A 14,953-nucleotide genomic window follows, 5' to 3' on the forward strand; every position below is an offset into this window, starting at 1 on the left:
TTTACGTAAACGTTTACGGTTGACAATTAATTTAAAATTTGTTAAATTTGCGTATAATTCTGAGATAATCAATAAACTACACATGAAGCGCGTAACACTGAAAGACCTAGCAAAATCGCTAAATACAACAATAGCTACTGTTTCAAGGGCTTTACATGACCATCCTGAGATCAGTGACAACATGAAGAATAGGGTGAAGGAAGCAGCTGCACTTTATAACTACAAACCCAATACCACCGCGCTTTCTCTTAAATTTAAAAAGTCTTATAGGTTTGGAGTTATTTTCCCTCGGCTCACCCATTATTACTTGGCTCAAATATTAAGCGGTATGTTAAGCCAAGCTACCAAAGCTGGATATAAAATGATTATTGCGGAGAGTAATTATAATCCTGAAAAGGAAATGGAATTAATTCAAGAGTTTTACGAACTTGATGTGGATGCCATATTAATACTTCCCAGTAGAAAGCTAGGCTCTCAAAAAGCCAAACTCGAAAAACTCATAAGAACAGATATTCCCTTTGTTATCATAGACCGTCTAATCCATTTCAAGAAACTCAAAACACCACTTATCTCGTCCAACGATGATATAGGAACAAAAGAAGGTATTGTTCATTTAATAGACCAAGGTTATAAAAAGATTGCGCATTTAAGAGGCTTAAGCTCCTCTACTATTGCTACGGTAAGGGTTGATGCTTACTTAGATACTTTGAAAGCTCATCATATGGAATTTCATAAGAACTGGCTACTCACTTGCAAAAAGTTCAACCAAAATGAAGGAGAAAAATTAGCAAAACAACTCATGGAAATGGACAATAGACCTGATGCCATTTTCTGTGTGAGTGATAATGTAGCTTTAGGAGTCATTAGAGGATTAAAGAAAATGGGAATTAGAGTCCCTGAGGACGTTGGAGTTCTTGGCTTTAGCAATTCTGATCTTGCACAGGTGAGTTCACCTTCACTTTCATCCATACATCAACCAGGTAGAAAAATCGGTATTAGAAGTATAAAAATGGTTCTCTCGAATATTGATGATAAAATTGATATTTCTGAAGAACATTTAATTATGAAAACTCGATTGGTGGTGAGAAAGTCTACTATGAAGAAAGGCTAAAAGGATACAAAATCTCAGAGGTTGAGAGATCTAAAATCTGGGGCTATAGAACTCCATATTCATTCTTATTGTCACTGTCTTCTTATTCAAGATTAAAAGCTAGAAAAAAATTAGTATTTGAGCTGAATGATATAGAGATATGTGTTTTCTAACCAAACAAATATTAACCCAAAAGTCTTCAACCATATTTAGATATTCAAACTCTTCCATTTTCTAGCTTCGTTGTTCCTGTTATTTTTTTCTCTTAAAAAGCAAAAAGGCCGTTTTCCTAGAAAAACGACCCTTTGGTACTTAAAAGAAATTACAATATATCTTAAATTACTTTAACATCCACTGCATTAAGTCCTTTTTTTCCTTCTTTAAGTTCGAACTCAACTTCGTCGTTTTCACGAATCTCGTCGATTAATCCTGTAGCGTGTACAAAGAATTCTTTTTTTGTCTCGTCATCAATAATAAATCCAAAACCTTTAGATCCATTAAAAAATTTTACTGTTCCTTTTTTCATTGTAATATATTAAAATTGAACCACAAATGTATACTTTATTTTCAAACCACAAATAATTTTTTAGGCAAAGCTGATGATTATAAATAATTATTTAACCTATTTTGGAGCACAGAGGAACTATCATACTGTATTACTGACAGATAGATATCCTGCTTTTATTTCCTAAAAAATCTAAAAATTATCGATTTTATCAATAAATAGCCCATTGCTACTGTAATAGTGAGTAAAAAAGCTAAGTAATTGACTCCTATCTATATAATGCGTCGAACTCATTTTCATCATTCTTTTTTTGTTTCTTTGCAAAAAACACGACATTGAGTAGAAAATTTATCATCAGAGCCATTGCAGTTTTAATGCTTTATATAGCTGCAACTAGTTATATTTTTCAAAACGAAGATTCCTTCTTTTTTAATCATGACCAACTAGAACAAAACTATATTTACGATTTTAAAAACAATTTTCAGGAAATGGAAATCAATATTAACCCAGAAGTAAGTTTACATGCTTTATGGTTCAAGCAAGAAAAAGCCAAAGGATTGCTTCTGTATTTCCCAAATGGAGATTATCAATCGGAGAATTTTGATATTCAATCAATTTATTACTATCAAATGGGGTTTGATGTCCTCATTCCGGAGTATAGAGGGAATGGAAAATCCACTTCTTATTACCAATCGGAGGAGGATATGTATAAAGATGCGCAGCAATGGTATAAAATGGCTCATAGCTTGGCAGATTCCAGTAGCTTAATTATTGCTGGACGAGATTTTGGGAGCGGAATGGCAGCCTATATAGGAGGTGAGTTTCCTGCAGAACTCGTTATACTCGAAAACCCATATTACTCTTGGAATGCGCTCATGCTCAGAAAATACTTCTGGATGCTTCCCCACTCCTACCTCACTCAATTTAAGATTCCCCTATGGGAGTTTGTGAGAAAATCTACTAATAAAACCCTCCTCATACATGCCTCTGAGTCTAGTTTTACAGATATAGAAAACAGTCATCGTCTCTTACAATTCCTAAAATCTGGCGATGATTTAATTGAATTAAAAGGGGAAAACATAGACTATAATCATCCTGATTTTCAAAAAATCATGGAAAAAATTTAAATTTGCGCTATGGCGAAGAAAAAGAAGTTGGCATTACATTGGAAAATCCTCATAGGGATGACTATTGGAATCATCTATGGCTTGATGGCAAACAAATCGGGTTGGTTAGATTTTACTAGCGACTATATAAAACCATTTGGCACCATCTTCATCAACCTTTTGAAGTTAATAGCCATGCCCCTCATCCTGTTCTCACTCATTAGTGGAATTGGAAACCTAAAAGATATATCCAAGCTCAGTAGTATGGGATTCAAAACCATCACCTTTTATATATTCACTACTGTGGTTGCTATTACTATTGGTTTGGTTTTGGTTAATCTTATCGATCCCGGAGCCAGTTTCCCTCAAGAAGATCAAGCCAAATACACTCAAATGTATAGCTCGCAAGTGGAAGCCAAACAAGAGAGTGCTGCTGTTTTAGAAGATGAATCTCCCTTGCAGTTTTTGGTGGATTTGGTACCTTCAAATATTTTTGGGGCTGCTGCCGATAATAGCAATATGCTACAAATCATCTTTTTCTCCATTTTTATTGGCATTGCCATTGTCATACTGCCTGAAAACAAAACCAAACCCGTTAGAGACTTTTTCAACAGCATGAATCTGGTGATTTTAAAAGTGATAGACCTCATTATGGAGTTCGCACCCATAGGTGTTTTTGCCCTTCTTGGAACTATTATTGTGGATATGAAAGGGGATATAGATCTCTTTAAAGCCCTTGGCCTATATGCTGTGACAGTGGTCTTAGGATTGCTCATTCTCATTTTCGGATTCTATCCCATTCTGGTAAAGTTTTTCACCAAAGTAAAACTTTCTCAATTTTATAAAGGAATTGCTCCAGCGCAACTTCTGGCCTTCTCCACCAGCTCGTCGGCTGCCACGCTACCAGTGACCATGGAATGTTGCGAGAAAAACTTAAAAATCTCTAACCAAGTGAGCAGTTTTGTCCTCCCCATTGGTGCCACCATCAATATGGATGGAACCAGCTTATACCAAGCTGTAGCCGCTGTTTTTATTGCTTCTGCCTTTGGTATGGACTTAGATTTTGGTCAACAATTAACCATAGTATTAACAGCTACCATGGCCAGTATTGGCTCTGCCGCTGTTCCGGGAGCTGGAATTGTGATGTTGGTGATTGTGCTTACCGCCATTGGCGTTCCCAGTGAAGGTATTGCTTTAATTTTTGCTGTCGACCGTCCGTTAGATATGCTCCGAACCACTGTAAATGTTACAGGAGACTCCACCATTGCCAGCATTATTCACAGGTTTGAAAGTGGGAAGATAGAGGCGTGATGCTCGATGCTCGATGACCGATGCGGGGTGACGGATGTTAGATGTCAGAAAATCCATACCCTCTTAACTATAAAATTTCACCCAAAGAAAATGCAAAGTTTTTTTTTGACGCAAAGACCGCTAAGAAAAAGAATACCCCGCTTCGTGCTCCCAGCTTCACGCTCCATGCTTCGTGCACCATGCTTCCAAACTCTTGACTCTTTGCAAAAAATAATATAGCTTCGCAAAAAATATGATTTTATCCGAAAAAACCATGAAACCATGAGAAAACTAATCTGCCTTTCTTTATTCTTATCCTTTGCCTTTTCTATTTCTGCTCAAGTGAGCACCCAATGGCGCAGCACCCATAGAGACGGAATCTTTGAGGAGGCTAATCTCTTAAAATCATGGCCAGAGGAAGGCCCAACATTATTGTGGTATAACGATTCTTTACCCACGGGATATTCTTCCCCAGTAATTGGAGAAAATTTTATTTATGTAACAGGTTTGGTAGATACCTTAGATTATGTTTTAGCCCTTAATAAAGTTGGGCAAGAACAATGGAGACAGCCCATTGGTGAGGCTTGGACAGAGTCCTTCTCTGACAGTCGCAGTACTCCGACGCTTATTGATGATAGACTTTATGTGCAAAGTGGATATTGTTGGGTAGCTTGTTTTGATGCCATTAGCGGAGAGAATATCTGGAGAATTAATGTCTTTGACAAGTTTGAAGGCAGAACAGGCCAATGGGGATATTCTGAGTCCTTATTGGTAGTAGACGAGAAAGTCTTAGTTAGTGTAGGAGGTATGAAAACCAATATGGTGGCTTTGGATAAAAACACTGGAGAAACCATATGGCAAACTGAAAGCTTACAAGATACAGCAGCCTACGCCTCTCCTATTCTAATTGAAGAAAACGGGATGAAAATCGCCGTTAATGTCCTTTCTAATGATGTTTTTGCAGTAAATATTGATGATGGTGAAATCCTATTCAAGCATAATTACTCATGGATAGATGATGAAGATGCCTACGCCTTATGGAACAGTGCTGGAGCCAGTAGAATCAATACCAATAATCCTGTTTACAAAGACCATCAGCTATATATCACCAGTGGATATAACCATGTGGGTGCTAAATTCCAACTCTCAGATGACTTTAGAAAAATAGACTTGATGTGGACCGACTCCATTCTTGATGTGCACTTTGGGGGTGTGGTTCTCATTGACGGATATATTTATGGATCCAACTGGATAAACAATGCCAATGGTGACTGGTGCTGCATCAACTGGGAAACTGGAGAAGCCTCTTATTCTCAAAAATGGAACAATAAAGGAAATATCATTTACGCCGATGGCCTCCTATATATTTATGAAGAAAAACGTGGACATATTGGAATTTTAGAACCAAACCCAGAGAAGTTTGAAGTCATAAGTTCATTTAGGATTCCACATGGCAAAGGCCCACATTGGGGACATCCTGTTATCAAGGATAAGGTACTATATGTTCGACATGGTCAAGCTTTAATGGCCTTCGATATAGCTGATAAGAAATAGAACCTCTTATAATATTCTATAAACTATAACAGAGTTGTTGCTGCTACCCATACCAAAACCTACTCTATGCTGTTTCGTATAAATCATCCTTTTCGTAAATCAATTGATTATGCAAACAGCAATTTGGCTTGGTACATTCAATCCCCAAGATTTGATATTGATAATCGTCACTTTCTATGATAATATCTGAAATCATCTCATTAAGATCATGATATTTCTTCGGCTTTTCAAAATACGATTCGCATTTATACCATAAAAGAAGAAAAATCCCATGATCAGTACGTTGACAATCCATATAATCAGCAAAATGCGTATTGATAGCCTCTATGGCATCCTTGTGATGTGCTTTTTTGATTTCCATACACACTTTAAAAGAGGAACTAGAAAAGGTAAGATCTATACGTCCATTGGAGACTACATTTTCACTAGTAATACTAATATTTCTATTATTACAAAGTGGTTCTAAAATGCTCTTAATATAGGGATAGAATTCGTTTTCCTTGGTTTGAGCCTTCATATCTATATCGCGCCAAAACTTTAGGAAACCTTTTTCTTTGCGGATTTTTGGCTCTAATTTATTGCGGATTAATTCTACCATAAAATCATGAAGTTCTTGGCTGGAAGAAAAGCTTTTAAAATCTTTAGAATTCTCTACCACTCGCTGCCACTTGGTTAACTCACAATCAATAAATTTGATCAAAGAAGTATATTGCACTTCATCGTAAAAATTATCGGTTTTCTTCATACTATCCACCAGTGAATCTAAGTACTCGAGCCGATCCTCTTTATTATCCAATTCTGCTATTCGACTCAATACCATCTTTTTCTTTAAACGAATCAAACCTTCACGAGAAGTATAAACCAAATATAAAAGCTGAGCCTTTAATTCTCCAAAATTAAATGTCTTCATAAAAGCCTCCTCTATTAATGGCTTTTCACTTTCTAATTCTAGGGTCTTAATATCTTTGATAAATCGTTCTATCCCTTCACTTTTTACCATGTAATTGGTTGAGCTTACAATATCAACCTCGCCAAGTTCATTAATTAAACCTTTGATAATTTGACTCTGAGTATGCAGCACAGAATTGTTTTTTTGGAATCTTGTAAACTCCTTAAACTTCTCATTCCCTAAAACAGAATATGCTTTAGATAATAAAACGCCAAGATCGATTAAAGTACGTGATTGTGGTTTAAAATCCTCATGGAGAGAATTTACAATGTCGTCAAATGATTTCATATCTTCATTATTTATGAGCTGTCCATGCGAGTAGACAGCTCAGATTATTTAATGTGTTTATATGTTAAGAAGTCGTCTAAAGCTTATTACAGCCTCGAAAAACTTATTCTTTTATCATCAATCGACATGTATTTTGTTCAGAAACAAAAAGAAAAAAGTTTGAAAAAAAGTGTAAAAACTTACCTGTTAAACCTTGTAAACACATAGTTGTACCAGTACTTCTCGGTTTATTAAGTGGATGGAGTATTTTCGTATCTGTATCCAAAACAAAATGTTTAATTATACTACCCTCAAATATACTGTTTTTATTGTTATTTATTTAACAATGCTGATATTTAGGTTATTCACCTAATTTAAAGCTAAATAAAAAATTCATTACACCAATTCAAATTGCATATTTATTCACGAATCGTTCACATTCTTAGGAATTATTTATATTTAAATCTGGGTGATTCAGAGGCTTTACAAAAGACAAATCACAAAACCTTATGCCCTCTTTCGAAAAGAAATCCCTGTATCACTCCCCGACATTAAATCAGCAATCATCTTAGTTTTTGGAAATTGCTCCAATAATATTTTAATAAAAACAGTAATAGGAATAGACATGATTAAACCCGGAATCCCCCATATATATCCCCATAGCATCAACATTACCAGAACTGTGATTACATTTAAAGAAAAAGTTTTTCCCATAAAAATGGGCTCTAACACTCCTCCCATTAATACCTGAACACCTATAATCACGATGATAAAAAAGAGGAGGGTTCCAGTTGGATCTAGTTCAACAAATGCAAACAAACTTAAAAGTACCACTGCAATCACAGAACCTACCATTTGCACAAAATTAATGAGGAAGGCAAACAAGCCCCAAAATAAAGGAAAGCTGACATCAAAAAACAGGCACGCCAATCCAAAGCCAATCCCAGTAAACAAACTGATCACAAATTTCACAATAACAAACTTGAGTATGTCTTTCTCTATCTTCATGAATGTTTTAATGGAAGTATGCCGGTGCTTAAAAATGGTAGATTTCAATAGTTTCTCAAAATTAAAAGATTCAGATAATAACAGCACCACAAAAAATACGGTCATCAAGGTCATGGTCACTGTTGAACGAAGAAATTGAAAGGTAGAACCAAAATTCTTCATGAGTGAATTATCCTTAAAATAATGTTTTAAAACATTTTCTCCTTGTACCCGCTCCATTCCAAAAAAAGACTCCACTAAAACTATTAATTCAACGATTTTAGTCTCCGCTTTGTCCATAAAGCTTTCTTGTGTGGCCATTATCTCATTAGTGGTTAACTGAACCATTTCGCCTCCAAGCTTTAAAAAACCAACAATAATAACAATAACCAAAAATACACCGATAGGCTTTGGCACTTTCTTTCTTGTCAACCAACGCATAAGCGGCAGAAACAACAAAGCAATAAACATAGAAAATATAAGAGGAATAAAAATAAAAGACAATAACTTCAGCAAGTAAAACGCCAAAGGGATCACTATAAACAGCAGCAGGGTGTTGGTAGTTTTTAAATCTTTCATTGATAAGGAAATAGTGTTTATTACCAAAAACAAAGATAATCTCTTTTCACTTAGGATAGCCCAATAAAAGCCTTAAAAAACAACAAATATTTTAAGCCAGAAAAACCGGTAAAATATTATCATTCTTACAAAAGTAAGCTTCATTTTCCGCAAACGTTTGCTTAAAAATACCTATGTTTTAATGATTTATAACCAAAAAAAACACCTATTTTTGTCAAATAACCAATAAATTTACACACATGTTTATTACAAATATCTTACTTTTTGTGAGTCTAATGACTGGTGTTTTTGCTCCAGAAGATAAGCCCAAAGCCCAAGCATTCGATTGGAATAATGCTACAGTATATTTTATGCTCACCGATAGGTTTAATAATGGTGACACCAGCAACGACAGCAATTTTGCAAGAAAAGACGATACAAAGCAACTACGTCAATTCACAGGTGGAGACATCAAAGGAATCACTCAAAAAATAGAGGAGGGGTATTTTAATAAGCTTGGAGTAGATGCCATTTGGTTTTCGCCAGTTAACGAGCAAATCCATGGTAGTGTAAATGAGGGACAAGGAAACACCTATGCTTTTCATGGCTATTGGATTAAGGATTGGACGAGTATGGAGCCCAACTTTGGAACAGAAGCCGATTTAGCAGAACTCATGGAAGCTGCTCACACCAAAAACATAAGAGTGTTAATGGATGTGATTATAAACCATACAGGTCCTGTGACTGAGAAAGACCCTGTTTGGCCAGCTGATTGGGTAAGAACGGAACCACAATGCGAATACAAAGACTATAACTCTACTGTCTTCTGTACTTTGGTGAAGAATCTTCCAGATGTGAGAACTGACCAAACTGAGGAGGTTGAAATTCCTGAAGCCCTCCTCAAAAAATGGGAGAAACAAGGTAGAAAGCAAAAAGAGCTGGACGAGCTAGATGCATTCTTCGCTAGAACCGGCTACCCTAGAACTCCAAGATATTATATCATCAAATGGATTACCGATTATATACGCAAATTCGGAATCGATGGCTTTAGAGTAGACACCGTTAAACATACCGAAGCCGATGTTTGGGCCGACTTAGCCAAAGAAGCTCAATTGGCTTTTGAAGATTGGAAAGCCAATAACCCGGAACCTATACAAGAAAACCATGATTTCTTTATGCTGGCTGAAACTTATAATTACAACGCTAACAATGGTAGAATATTCGACTTTGGAGACAAAAAAGTAGACTATTTTGCCAATGGTTTCCATAGCCAAATCAACTTCGGTTTTAAAGGCGATGCCAATAAAAGCTATGAAGAATTATTCTCTAGCTATGCTGCCTTTCTAAATGGTGGTGATTTGAGCGAAGTCACTTTTATGAACTACGTGAGCTCTCATGACGACAGCTGGCCATTTGACAAGGAAAGAAAAAGAACTTACGAATCAGCTACAAAACTATTACTTTGCCCGGGTCAAGCTCAAATTTACTATGGTGACGAGATTGCCCGTCCACTCATTATCGAAGGAGCAGAAGGCGATGTGAACCTCAGAAGCATCATGACATGGGATGATAGTTATGACAAAGATTTATTAGAGCATTGGCAGAAACTAGGCACATTCAGACATGCCCATCCTGCAGTTGGAGCTGGGGAACATAAAATGCTAAACAATACACCTTATGTGTTTATGCGTTCCTATGTAAAAGGCAGCAAACAAGATAGAGTCATCGTTGGCCTAGACCTCCCCAATGAAAAATTTTCAGTGAATGTAAGAGATTATTATAAGGATGGTGATTTATTGATGGACAGCTATACCCATGATTATTATACCGTAGTCAATGGTGAAATTGTGATTAATACTGAAGCTGGGATTGTTCTTCTGTCTAAAGTTGAGAAGTAGGGAAAAAGCTTGAAGCTTGAAGTTCGAAGCACGAAGTTAGTTCATGCTTCGTTCTTCCAGGTTCATTCAAATTTTTACAAATACCTAAACTCAAGAATACAGATTAACTCCAAAAACAAGCGTCCATACTTCTTCAAGATTCATGCTTCCCACTTCATGCTGCTTCCATTCTTTCTATTGAAAACACTTTCTTTAGCACGATTTGTTTCTCCTCAAATTGCAATTAAAATGATTACCTTTATCGCATCATAATGCATTAACATAAGAAAGATGACATTTGGCAAAACAATAAAACTTTTCCTAATTGATGGAGATACCAATGGAAGATTGGCTTGCGAATTATCCAATTGGACTGGAAAAGCATATAAAATTCCGAGGAAATCAATCAAAACTTGTGCTGATAGACCTGAGTTAATGACCACTGGCGTTTATATGCTTCTTAATAGAGGAACAGAACTATCAGAAAAAGGACAGATTTATATTGGTGAAGCTGAAGATATTTATAAAAGACTCATTCAACACCTAAAAGAAAAAGATTTCTGGAATGATGCCATTGTCTTTATCAGTAAAGATGACAACTTGAATAAAGCACATATCAAATATCTAGAAAACCGACTTCACGAAATAGCAACGAAAGCTAATCGCTACGATATCATTAATTCTCAAACACCAACACAATCTAGCATTTCAGAATCTGACCGAGCAGAAATGGAGGAATACTTGGCTAATGTCTTAACGCTAATAAATACCTTAGGATATAATACATTTGAGCAAATAAGACAAGCTGAAACCAATCAAACTTCACCAAGTAATGATGATTGGTTTTATATTTCAGCTACTAGAGGAGCGAATGGAACAGGAAAATCAACTTCTGAAGGATTCGTAGCTTTTGAAAATTCTCAGGTAGCTGAGCCAATAACAAAATCGTATCCTCAAACAATGAAAAAACTCAGAGATGCTCTAATTGAAGAAAAAGTAATCATTGAAGTTGATAATAAACTCATTCTTAGCAAAGACTACCTTTTTAGCTCTTCCTCATCAGCAGCCATGATTATCATGGGAAGAAGTGCAAATGGTTTAACAGAATGGAAATTAAAATCAGGACAAACCCTTCAAGAATTTGAATCCGGCCTTAGTGATTAAATTTGTATAGACATCAACAATAAGGAAAGGTTCGAAGAACGAAGTCACTTCTAGCTTCGGACTTCTAGCTTCATGCCCCCCCTTTATCAACAATACATTCTTCATCACAAAATATTTTTCAAAGTTTAGCAATCCGATTTATTAATATCTTTGGTCTTTAAACATCAAATTTCAAGACTCATGCCTATCATCACATTAACAACTGACTGGGGAATAAAAGATCATTATTTAGCATCGGTAAAAGGGGCTATTTTAAAATACATTCCACAAGCTCAAACTGTTGATATATCACATGAAATTGCACCTTTCGATTTAAACGAAGCTTCATATATTTTGCGAAATACTTGGGATAATTTCCCAGATGGAACCATCCATATTGTGGGCGTTAACTCTGAAGCTTCTCTAGAACATCCTCATGTTTTGATCAAACATAAAGGGCATTATTTTATAGGCGCTGATAATGGTATTTTCTCCTTGATGTTTGATGAAATTCCAGAGGAAATCTACGAAGTAGACATCATCCAAACCTCAAATAAATACACATTCTCTACAAAAGACACCTTTGTACAAGCTGCATTGCATGTGGTAAAAGGCGAACCATTGGCAGAGTTAGGAGACAGATTACCCGAGCTCACCAATAGAATGGCTTTTCAACCAGTAACGGAAACGGGAGTGATTAAAGGAAAAGTGATCTATATCGACCGTTATGAAAATGTGGTGACTAATATTTCTGAAACCCTCTTCCAAGAATTGGTACAAAGCAAACCATTTAATATTTTACTCAGAGCTGGGAAATATAAAATTAATAAAATCCGCAGCAGCTATAGCGATGTGGGAGAAGGTGAATTGGTAGCGCTATTTGGTTCTGACAACCTCCTCGAAATTGCTCAAAACAGAGGCCGTGCAGCTGGTTTATTGGGTTTACAGGTTGATGATGTGGTTAGGATTGAGATTGGGGAGTAGCACAAAGCCTTACCAGACCAGCTCACTCGGAAATGCCTTCCGAGTGTATATCGCATTTTTTATTATTTTTATGCTATGTCAGATCAATATAAAATACATGAACCTAATAAGGCCTATTTTATCACCATGACCACTGTAAGTTGGGTGGATATATTTACCAGGAAAAATCATAAAATGACCATTGTTGATCCCAGCTCACTCGGAAATGCCTTCCGAGTGCATATCCCATTTTTTATTATTTTTATGCTATGTCAGACCAATATAAAATACATGAACCTGATAAGGCCTATTTTATCACCATGACCACTGTAGGTTGGGTGGATATATTTACCAGAAAAAATCATAAAATGACCATTGTTGATCCCAGCTCACTCGGAAATGCCTTCCGAGTGCATATCCCATTTTTTATTATTTTTATGCTATGTCAGACCAATATAAAATACATGAACCTGATAAGGCCTATTTTATCACCATGACCACTGTAGGTTGGGTGGATATATTTACCAGAAAAAATCATAAAATGGCTATTGTTAACTCTTTAAAATACTGCCAAGAGAATAAAGGGTTAGAAATATATGGTTGGGTACTTATGCATAGTCATTTACATATGATTTGCAGGGCTGCAGAAGGATTTCAGCTTACGGATATTTTAAGAGATTTTAAGCGGTATACCTCAAAGAAAATAGTAAAACAGATTGAAGATGAACCAGAAAGCAGGCAAGAATGGTTATTGCCTTTATTACAGAAATATTGTGAACATTTAAAACGTGAACAGAGGTTTAAACTATGGCAAGATGGTAATCATGCAAAAGTGATTTATAGCAACTCATTCTTCTATGAAAAGCTTAACTATATCCATCAAAATCCTGTGCAGGAAATGATAGTTGAAAAACAAGAAGAATATTTATTTAGTTCTGCAAGAAATTATGCTGAATTGCCAAGTTTATTAGAGATTATTCTAGAAACACCACAATTGAAGACTTATCTTTAGTGATTTCGTTAGTTATTCACTCGGAAGGCATACTGAGGCTCCGCTCAGCAGAACTTTCCGAGTGAGCGGGTTTACAAGTTGATGATGTGGTTAGGGGTGAGGTTGGAGAGTAAATCCTTTCCTCATACACTCTATTTAATAAATACTACTAACTCAGAAACAGCTAGCTTGGATTTGCAATCCAAGTCTGTAAAATCACAAACATATATCTGTACTCGGAAAACATTTTCGAGCATGCTGATGTATCCAAAAAAAACCATATCTTCGTTTCAGATACATATCTCCAAAATCTAAACACATGAAAAAAGTAGCATTTATCATTTCCCTAGTTTTTATTAGCATTATCGGACACTCACAATCTTGTTTACCCAATGGTATTACTTTTACCACTCAAGAACAAATAGATAATTTCCCAACAGATTATCCCAATTGCAACCAAATTGAAGGACCCATTACCATTGGAAATTATCCAGATGGAACTACAATTACCAATTTAGATGGTTTAAATAATATTACACAGATTGATGGAGGCCTAAATATATATTTCAATTTAAATCTATCGAGTCTTAGTGGATTAAGCAATTTAACACATATTGGTGGTAATGTAAGCATTTTTTACAATCCCGAACTTTTTAGTTTAGAGGGATTAAATAACCTAAATGTTGTTGAAGGAGATTTAAAACTTGGTGAATATGAATTAACTGTAGGCAATGACAACTTTCAAGATTTATCTGGTTTAAATGGACTCACTCAAGTTGAAGGAAATCTTATCCTATTTAAAAATCAAAATGTATCCACTCTAACTGGACTCGAAAACCTAATATCAATTGGTCAAAATTTAGAAATCCATAATCATCAAAATCTTGTCAACTTAAACGGGTTACAAAACCTAAGCTCAATATCTGGAACAATTATAATTAATAGTAATAATATTCTAAACGATATATCTGGAATAAAGAATATAAATGTTGATTCTATAAACAACTTAACCATTTTTGACAACCAACAATTATCAAATTGCCATGTAAAAAGTATCTGTGATTATATAGCCATTCCTGATGCTTCATTTGATATTTTGAATAATAATACAGGATGTGACAATAGTGAACAAGTAGAAGAAAACTGTGAAACCATAGGCATAATAGAACACAATAATTTGATCTCAATTCAACCAAATCCTGCTAAGGATTTTGTTCAATTTCACTTTGAACAAGAAAACGAAATAATTATCAGGATATATAATACAAAAGGTGAATTCATTGAAGAATTAGAAGGAAATACTGAACTCATTTGGAACTGTAAATCATTCTCTTCTGGTTTGTATTTTTACACAGCTAACTCAAAGCACCAGTCCTATTCCGGAAAAGTCATTATTCAATAGCTTACCACAACCCAGCTCACTCGGAAGGCATTTCCGAGTAAGCTGGGTTAGAATTGAGATTGGGGAGTAAAACAAAGCCTTACGAGTATAACTAATAAGGCTTTAAATTTTTCATGATGTTTGGTTAATATTATCTCAATACAACCATTTTTTTAGAATCGGCCACTTGTCCATCTATTTTGATGGTGAACAAATAGATTCCATTTTCTAAATCGGTAGTATTAAGATTTATATGATGGGCTCCTCTGTCTTGTTTTCCTTCATCAATAGT

Annotated in this window: 12 protein-coding genes; 9 read left to right on the top strand and 3 right to left on the bottom strand. The window is 35.5% G+C overall.

All coding sequences use genetic code 11. The features are described 5' to 3' along the window. Positions 1-82 precede the first annotated feature (82 nt). On the top strand, positions 83-1,111 hold the full coding sequence (locus HNS38_RS04350) for a LacI family DNA-binding transcriptional regulator (RefSeq protein WP_172281025.1): 1,029 nt from the start codon (positions 83-85) through the stop codon (positions 1,109-1,111). Positions 1,112-1,424: 313 nt separating this feature from the next. Here the strand turns inward: HNS38_RS04350 and HNS38_RS04355 are convergent, their stop codons facing one another. After that, positions 1,425-1,616 carry a cold-shock protein gene (locus HNS38_RS04355; protein WP_172281024.1) on the bottom strand — a complete coding sequence of 64 codons (192 nt, stop codon included), beginning with the start codon at positions 1,614-1,616 and terminating at the stop codon, positions 1,425-1,427. A 314-nt stretch (positions 1,617-1,930) separates the two neighbouring features. Between HNS38_RS04355 and HNS38_RS04360 the strand changes: the two genes are divergently transcribed. The 3 genes from HNS38_RS04360 (at position 1,931) to HNS38_RS04370 (ending at position 5,545) form a co-directional block, all read left to right on the top strand. Next, positions 1,931-2,722: a S9 family peptidase gene (locus tag HNS38_RS04360; RefSeq protein WP_172281023.1), complete on the top strand. Its 792-nt coding sequence runs from the start codon at positions 1,931-1,933 to the stop codon at positions 2,720-2,722. A gap of 9 nt (positions 2,723-2,731) precedes the next feature. Beyond that, positions 2,732-4,012 carry a dicarboxylate/amino acid:cation symporter gene (locus HNS38_RS04365; RefSeq protein WP_172346039.1) on the top strand — a complete coding sequence of 427 codons (1,281 nt, stop codon included), beginning with the start codon at positions 2,732-2,734 and terminating at the stop codon, positions 4,010-4,012. 261 nt (positions 4,013-4,273) lie between these two features. Further along, the gene (locus tag HNS38_RS04370; protein WP_172281021.1) at positions 4,274-5,545 is read left to right on the top strand and encodes a PQQ-binding-like beta-propeller repeat protein; all 1,272 of its coding nucleotides are present in this window, start codon (positions 4,274-4,276) and stop codon (positions 5,543-5,545) included. Positions 5,546-5,609: 64 nt separating this feature from the next. Here the strand turns inward: HNS38_RS04370 and HNS38_RS04375 are convergent, their stop codons facing one another. Further along, positions 5,610-6,782: a hypothetical protein gene (locus HNS38_RS04375; protein WP_172281020.1), complete on the bottom strand. Its 1,173-nt coding sequence runs from the start codon at positions 6,780-6,782 to the stop codon at positions 5,610-5,612. A gap of 486 nt (positions 6,783-7,268) precedes the next feature. Further along, on the bottom strand, positions 7,269-8,327 hold the full coding sequence (locus HNS38_RS04380) for an AI-2E family transporter (RefSeq protein WP_172346040.1): 1,059 nt from the start codon (positions 8,325-8,327) through the stop codon (positions 7,269-7,271). Positions 8,328-8,566: 239 nt separating this feature from the next. On the opposite strand from HNS38_RS04380, the gene HNS38_RS04385 reads away from it, so the two are divergent. The 5 genes from HNS38_RS04385 (at position 8,567) to HNS38_RS04405 (ending at position 14,682) form a co-directional block, all read left to right on the top strand. After that, on the top strand, positions 8,567-10,204 hold the full coding sequence (locus HNS38_RS04385) for an alpha-amylase family glycosyl hydrolase (RefSeq protein ID WP_172346041.1): 1,638 nt from the start codon (positions 8,567-8,569) through the stop codon (positions 10,202-10,204). 270 nt (positions 10,205-10,474) lie between these two features. Continuing rightward, positions 10,475-11,347, top strand: a complete 873-nt coding sequence (locus tag HNS38_RS04390) for a GIY-YIG nuclease family protein (protein ID WP_172281017.1) — start codon at positions 10,475-10,477, stop codon at positions 11,345-11,347. Between the two features lie 180 nt (positions 11,348-11,527). Further along, a complete protein-coding gene (locus HNS38_RS04395) occupies positions 11,528-12,310 on the top strand; it encodes an S-adenosyl-l-methionine hydroxide adenosyltransferase family protein (RefSeq protein ID WP_172281016.1) in 783 nt (260 codons plus the stop codon). 421 nt (positions 12,311-12,731) lie between these two features. Further along, positions 12,732-13,301 carry a transposase gene (locus HNS38_RS04400; protein ID WP_172346043.1) on the top strand — a complete coding sequence of 190 codons (570 nt, stop codon included), beginning with the start codon at positions 12,732-12,734 and terminating at the stop codon, positions 13,299-13,301. A 298-nt stretch (positions 13,302-13,599) separates the two neighbouring features. Further along, entirely contained in the window at positions 13,600-14,682 is a 1,083-nt protein-coding gene (locus HNS38_RS04405; RefSeq protein WP_172346045.1) for a T9SS type A sorting domain-containing protein, read from the top strand. Positions 14,683-14,953 lie beyond the last annotated feature (271 nt).

Origin of the sequence: Lentimicrobium sp. L6, from assembly GCF_013166655.1 — a bacterium.
Taxonomy (GTDB): Bacteria; Bacteroidota; Bacteroidia; order Bacteroidales; family UBA12170; genus UBA12170.

Coding starts and splice junctions, on each gene's coding strand:
- HNS38_RS04350 (WP_172281025.1), top strand. CDS start 83: ATGAAGCGCGTAACACTGAAAGACCTAGCAAAATCGCTAAATACAACA.
- HNS38_RS04355 (WP_172281024.1), bottom strand. CDS start 1,616: ATGAAAAAAGGAACAGTAAAATTTTTTAATGGATCTAAAGGTTTTGGA.
- HNS38_RS04365 (WP_172346039.1), top strand. CDS start 2,732: ATGGCGAAGAAAAAGAAGTTGGCATTACATTGGAAAATCCTCATAGGG.
- HNS38_RS04370 (WP_172281021.1), top strand. CDS start 4,274: ATGAGAAAACTAATCTGCCTTTCTTTATTCTTATCCTTTGCCTTTTCT.
- HNS38_RS04375 (WP_172281020.1), bottom strand. CDS start 6,782: ATGAAATCATTTGACGACATTGTAAATTCTCTCCATGAGGATTTTAAA.
- HNS38_RS04380 (WP_172346040.1), bottom strand. CDS start 8,327: ATGAAAGATTTAAAAACTACCAACACCCTGCTGCTGTTTATAGTGATC.
- HNS38_RS04385 (WP_172346041.1), top strand. CDS start 8,567: ATGTTTATTACAAATATCTTACTTTTTGTGAGTCTAATGACTGGTGTT.
- HNS38_RS04390 (WP_172281017.1), top strand. CDS start 10,475: ATGACATTTGGCAAAACAATAAAACTTTTCCTAATTGATGGAGATACC.
- HNS38_RS04395 (WP_172281016.1), top strand. CDS start 11,528: ATGCCTATCATCACATTAACAACTGACTGGGGAATAAAAGATCATTAT.
- HNS38_RS04400 (WP_172346043.1), top strand. CDS start 12,732: ATGTCAGACCAATATAAAATACATGAACCTGATAAGGCCTATTTTATC.
- HNS38_RS04405 (WP_172346045.1), top strand. CDS start 13,600: ATGAAAAAAGTAGCATTTATCATTTCCCTAGTTTTTATTAGCATTATC.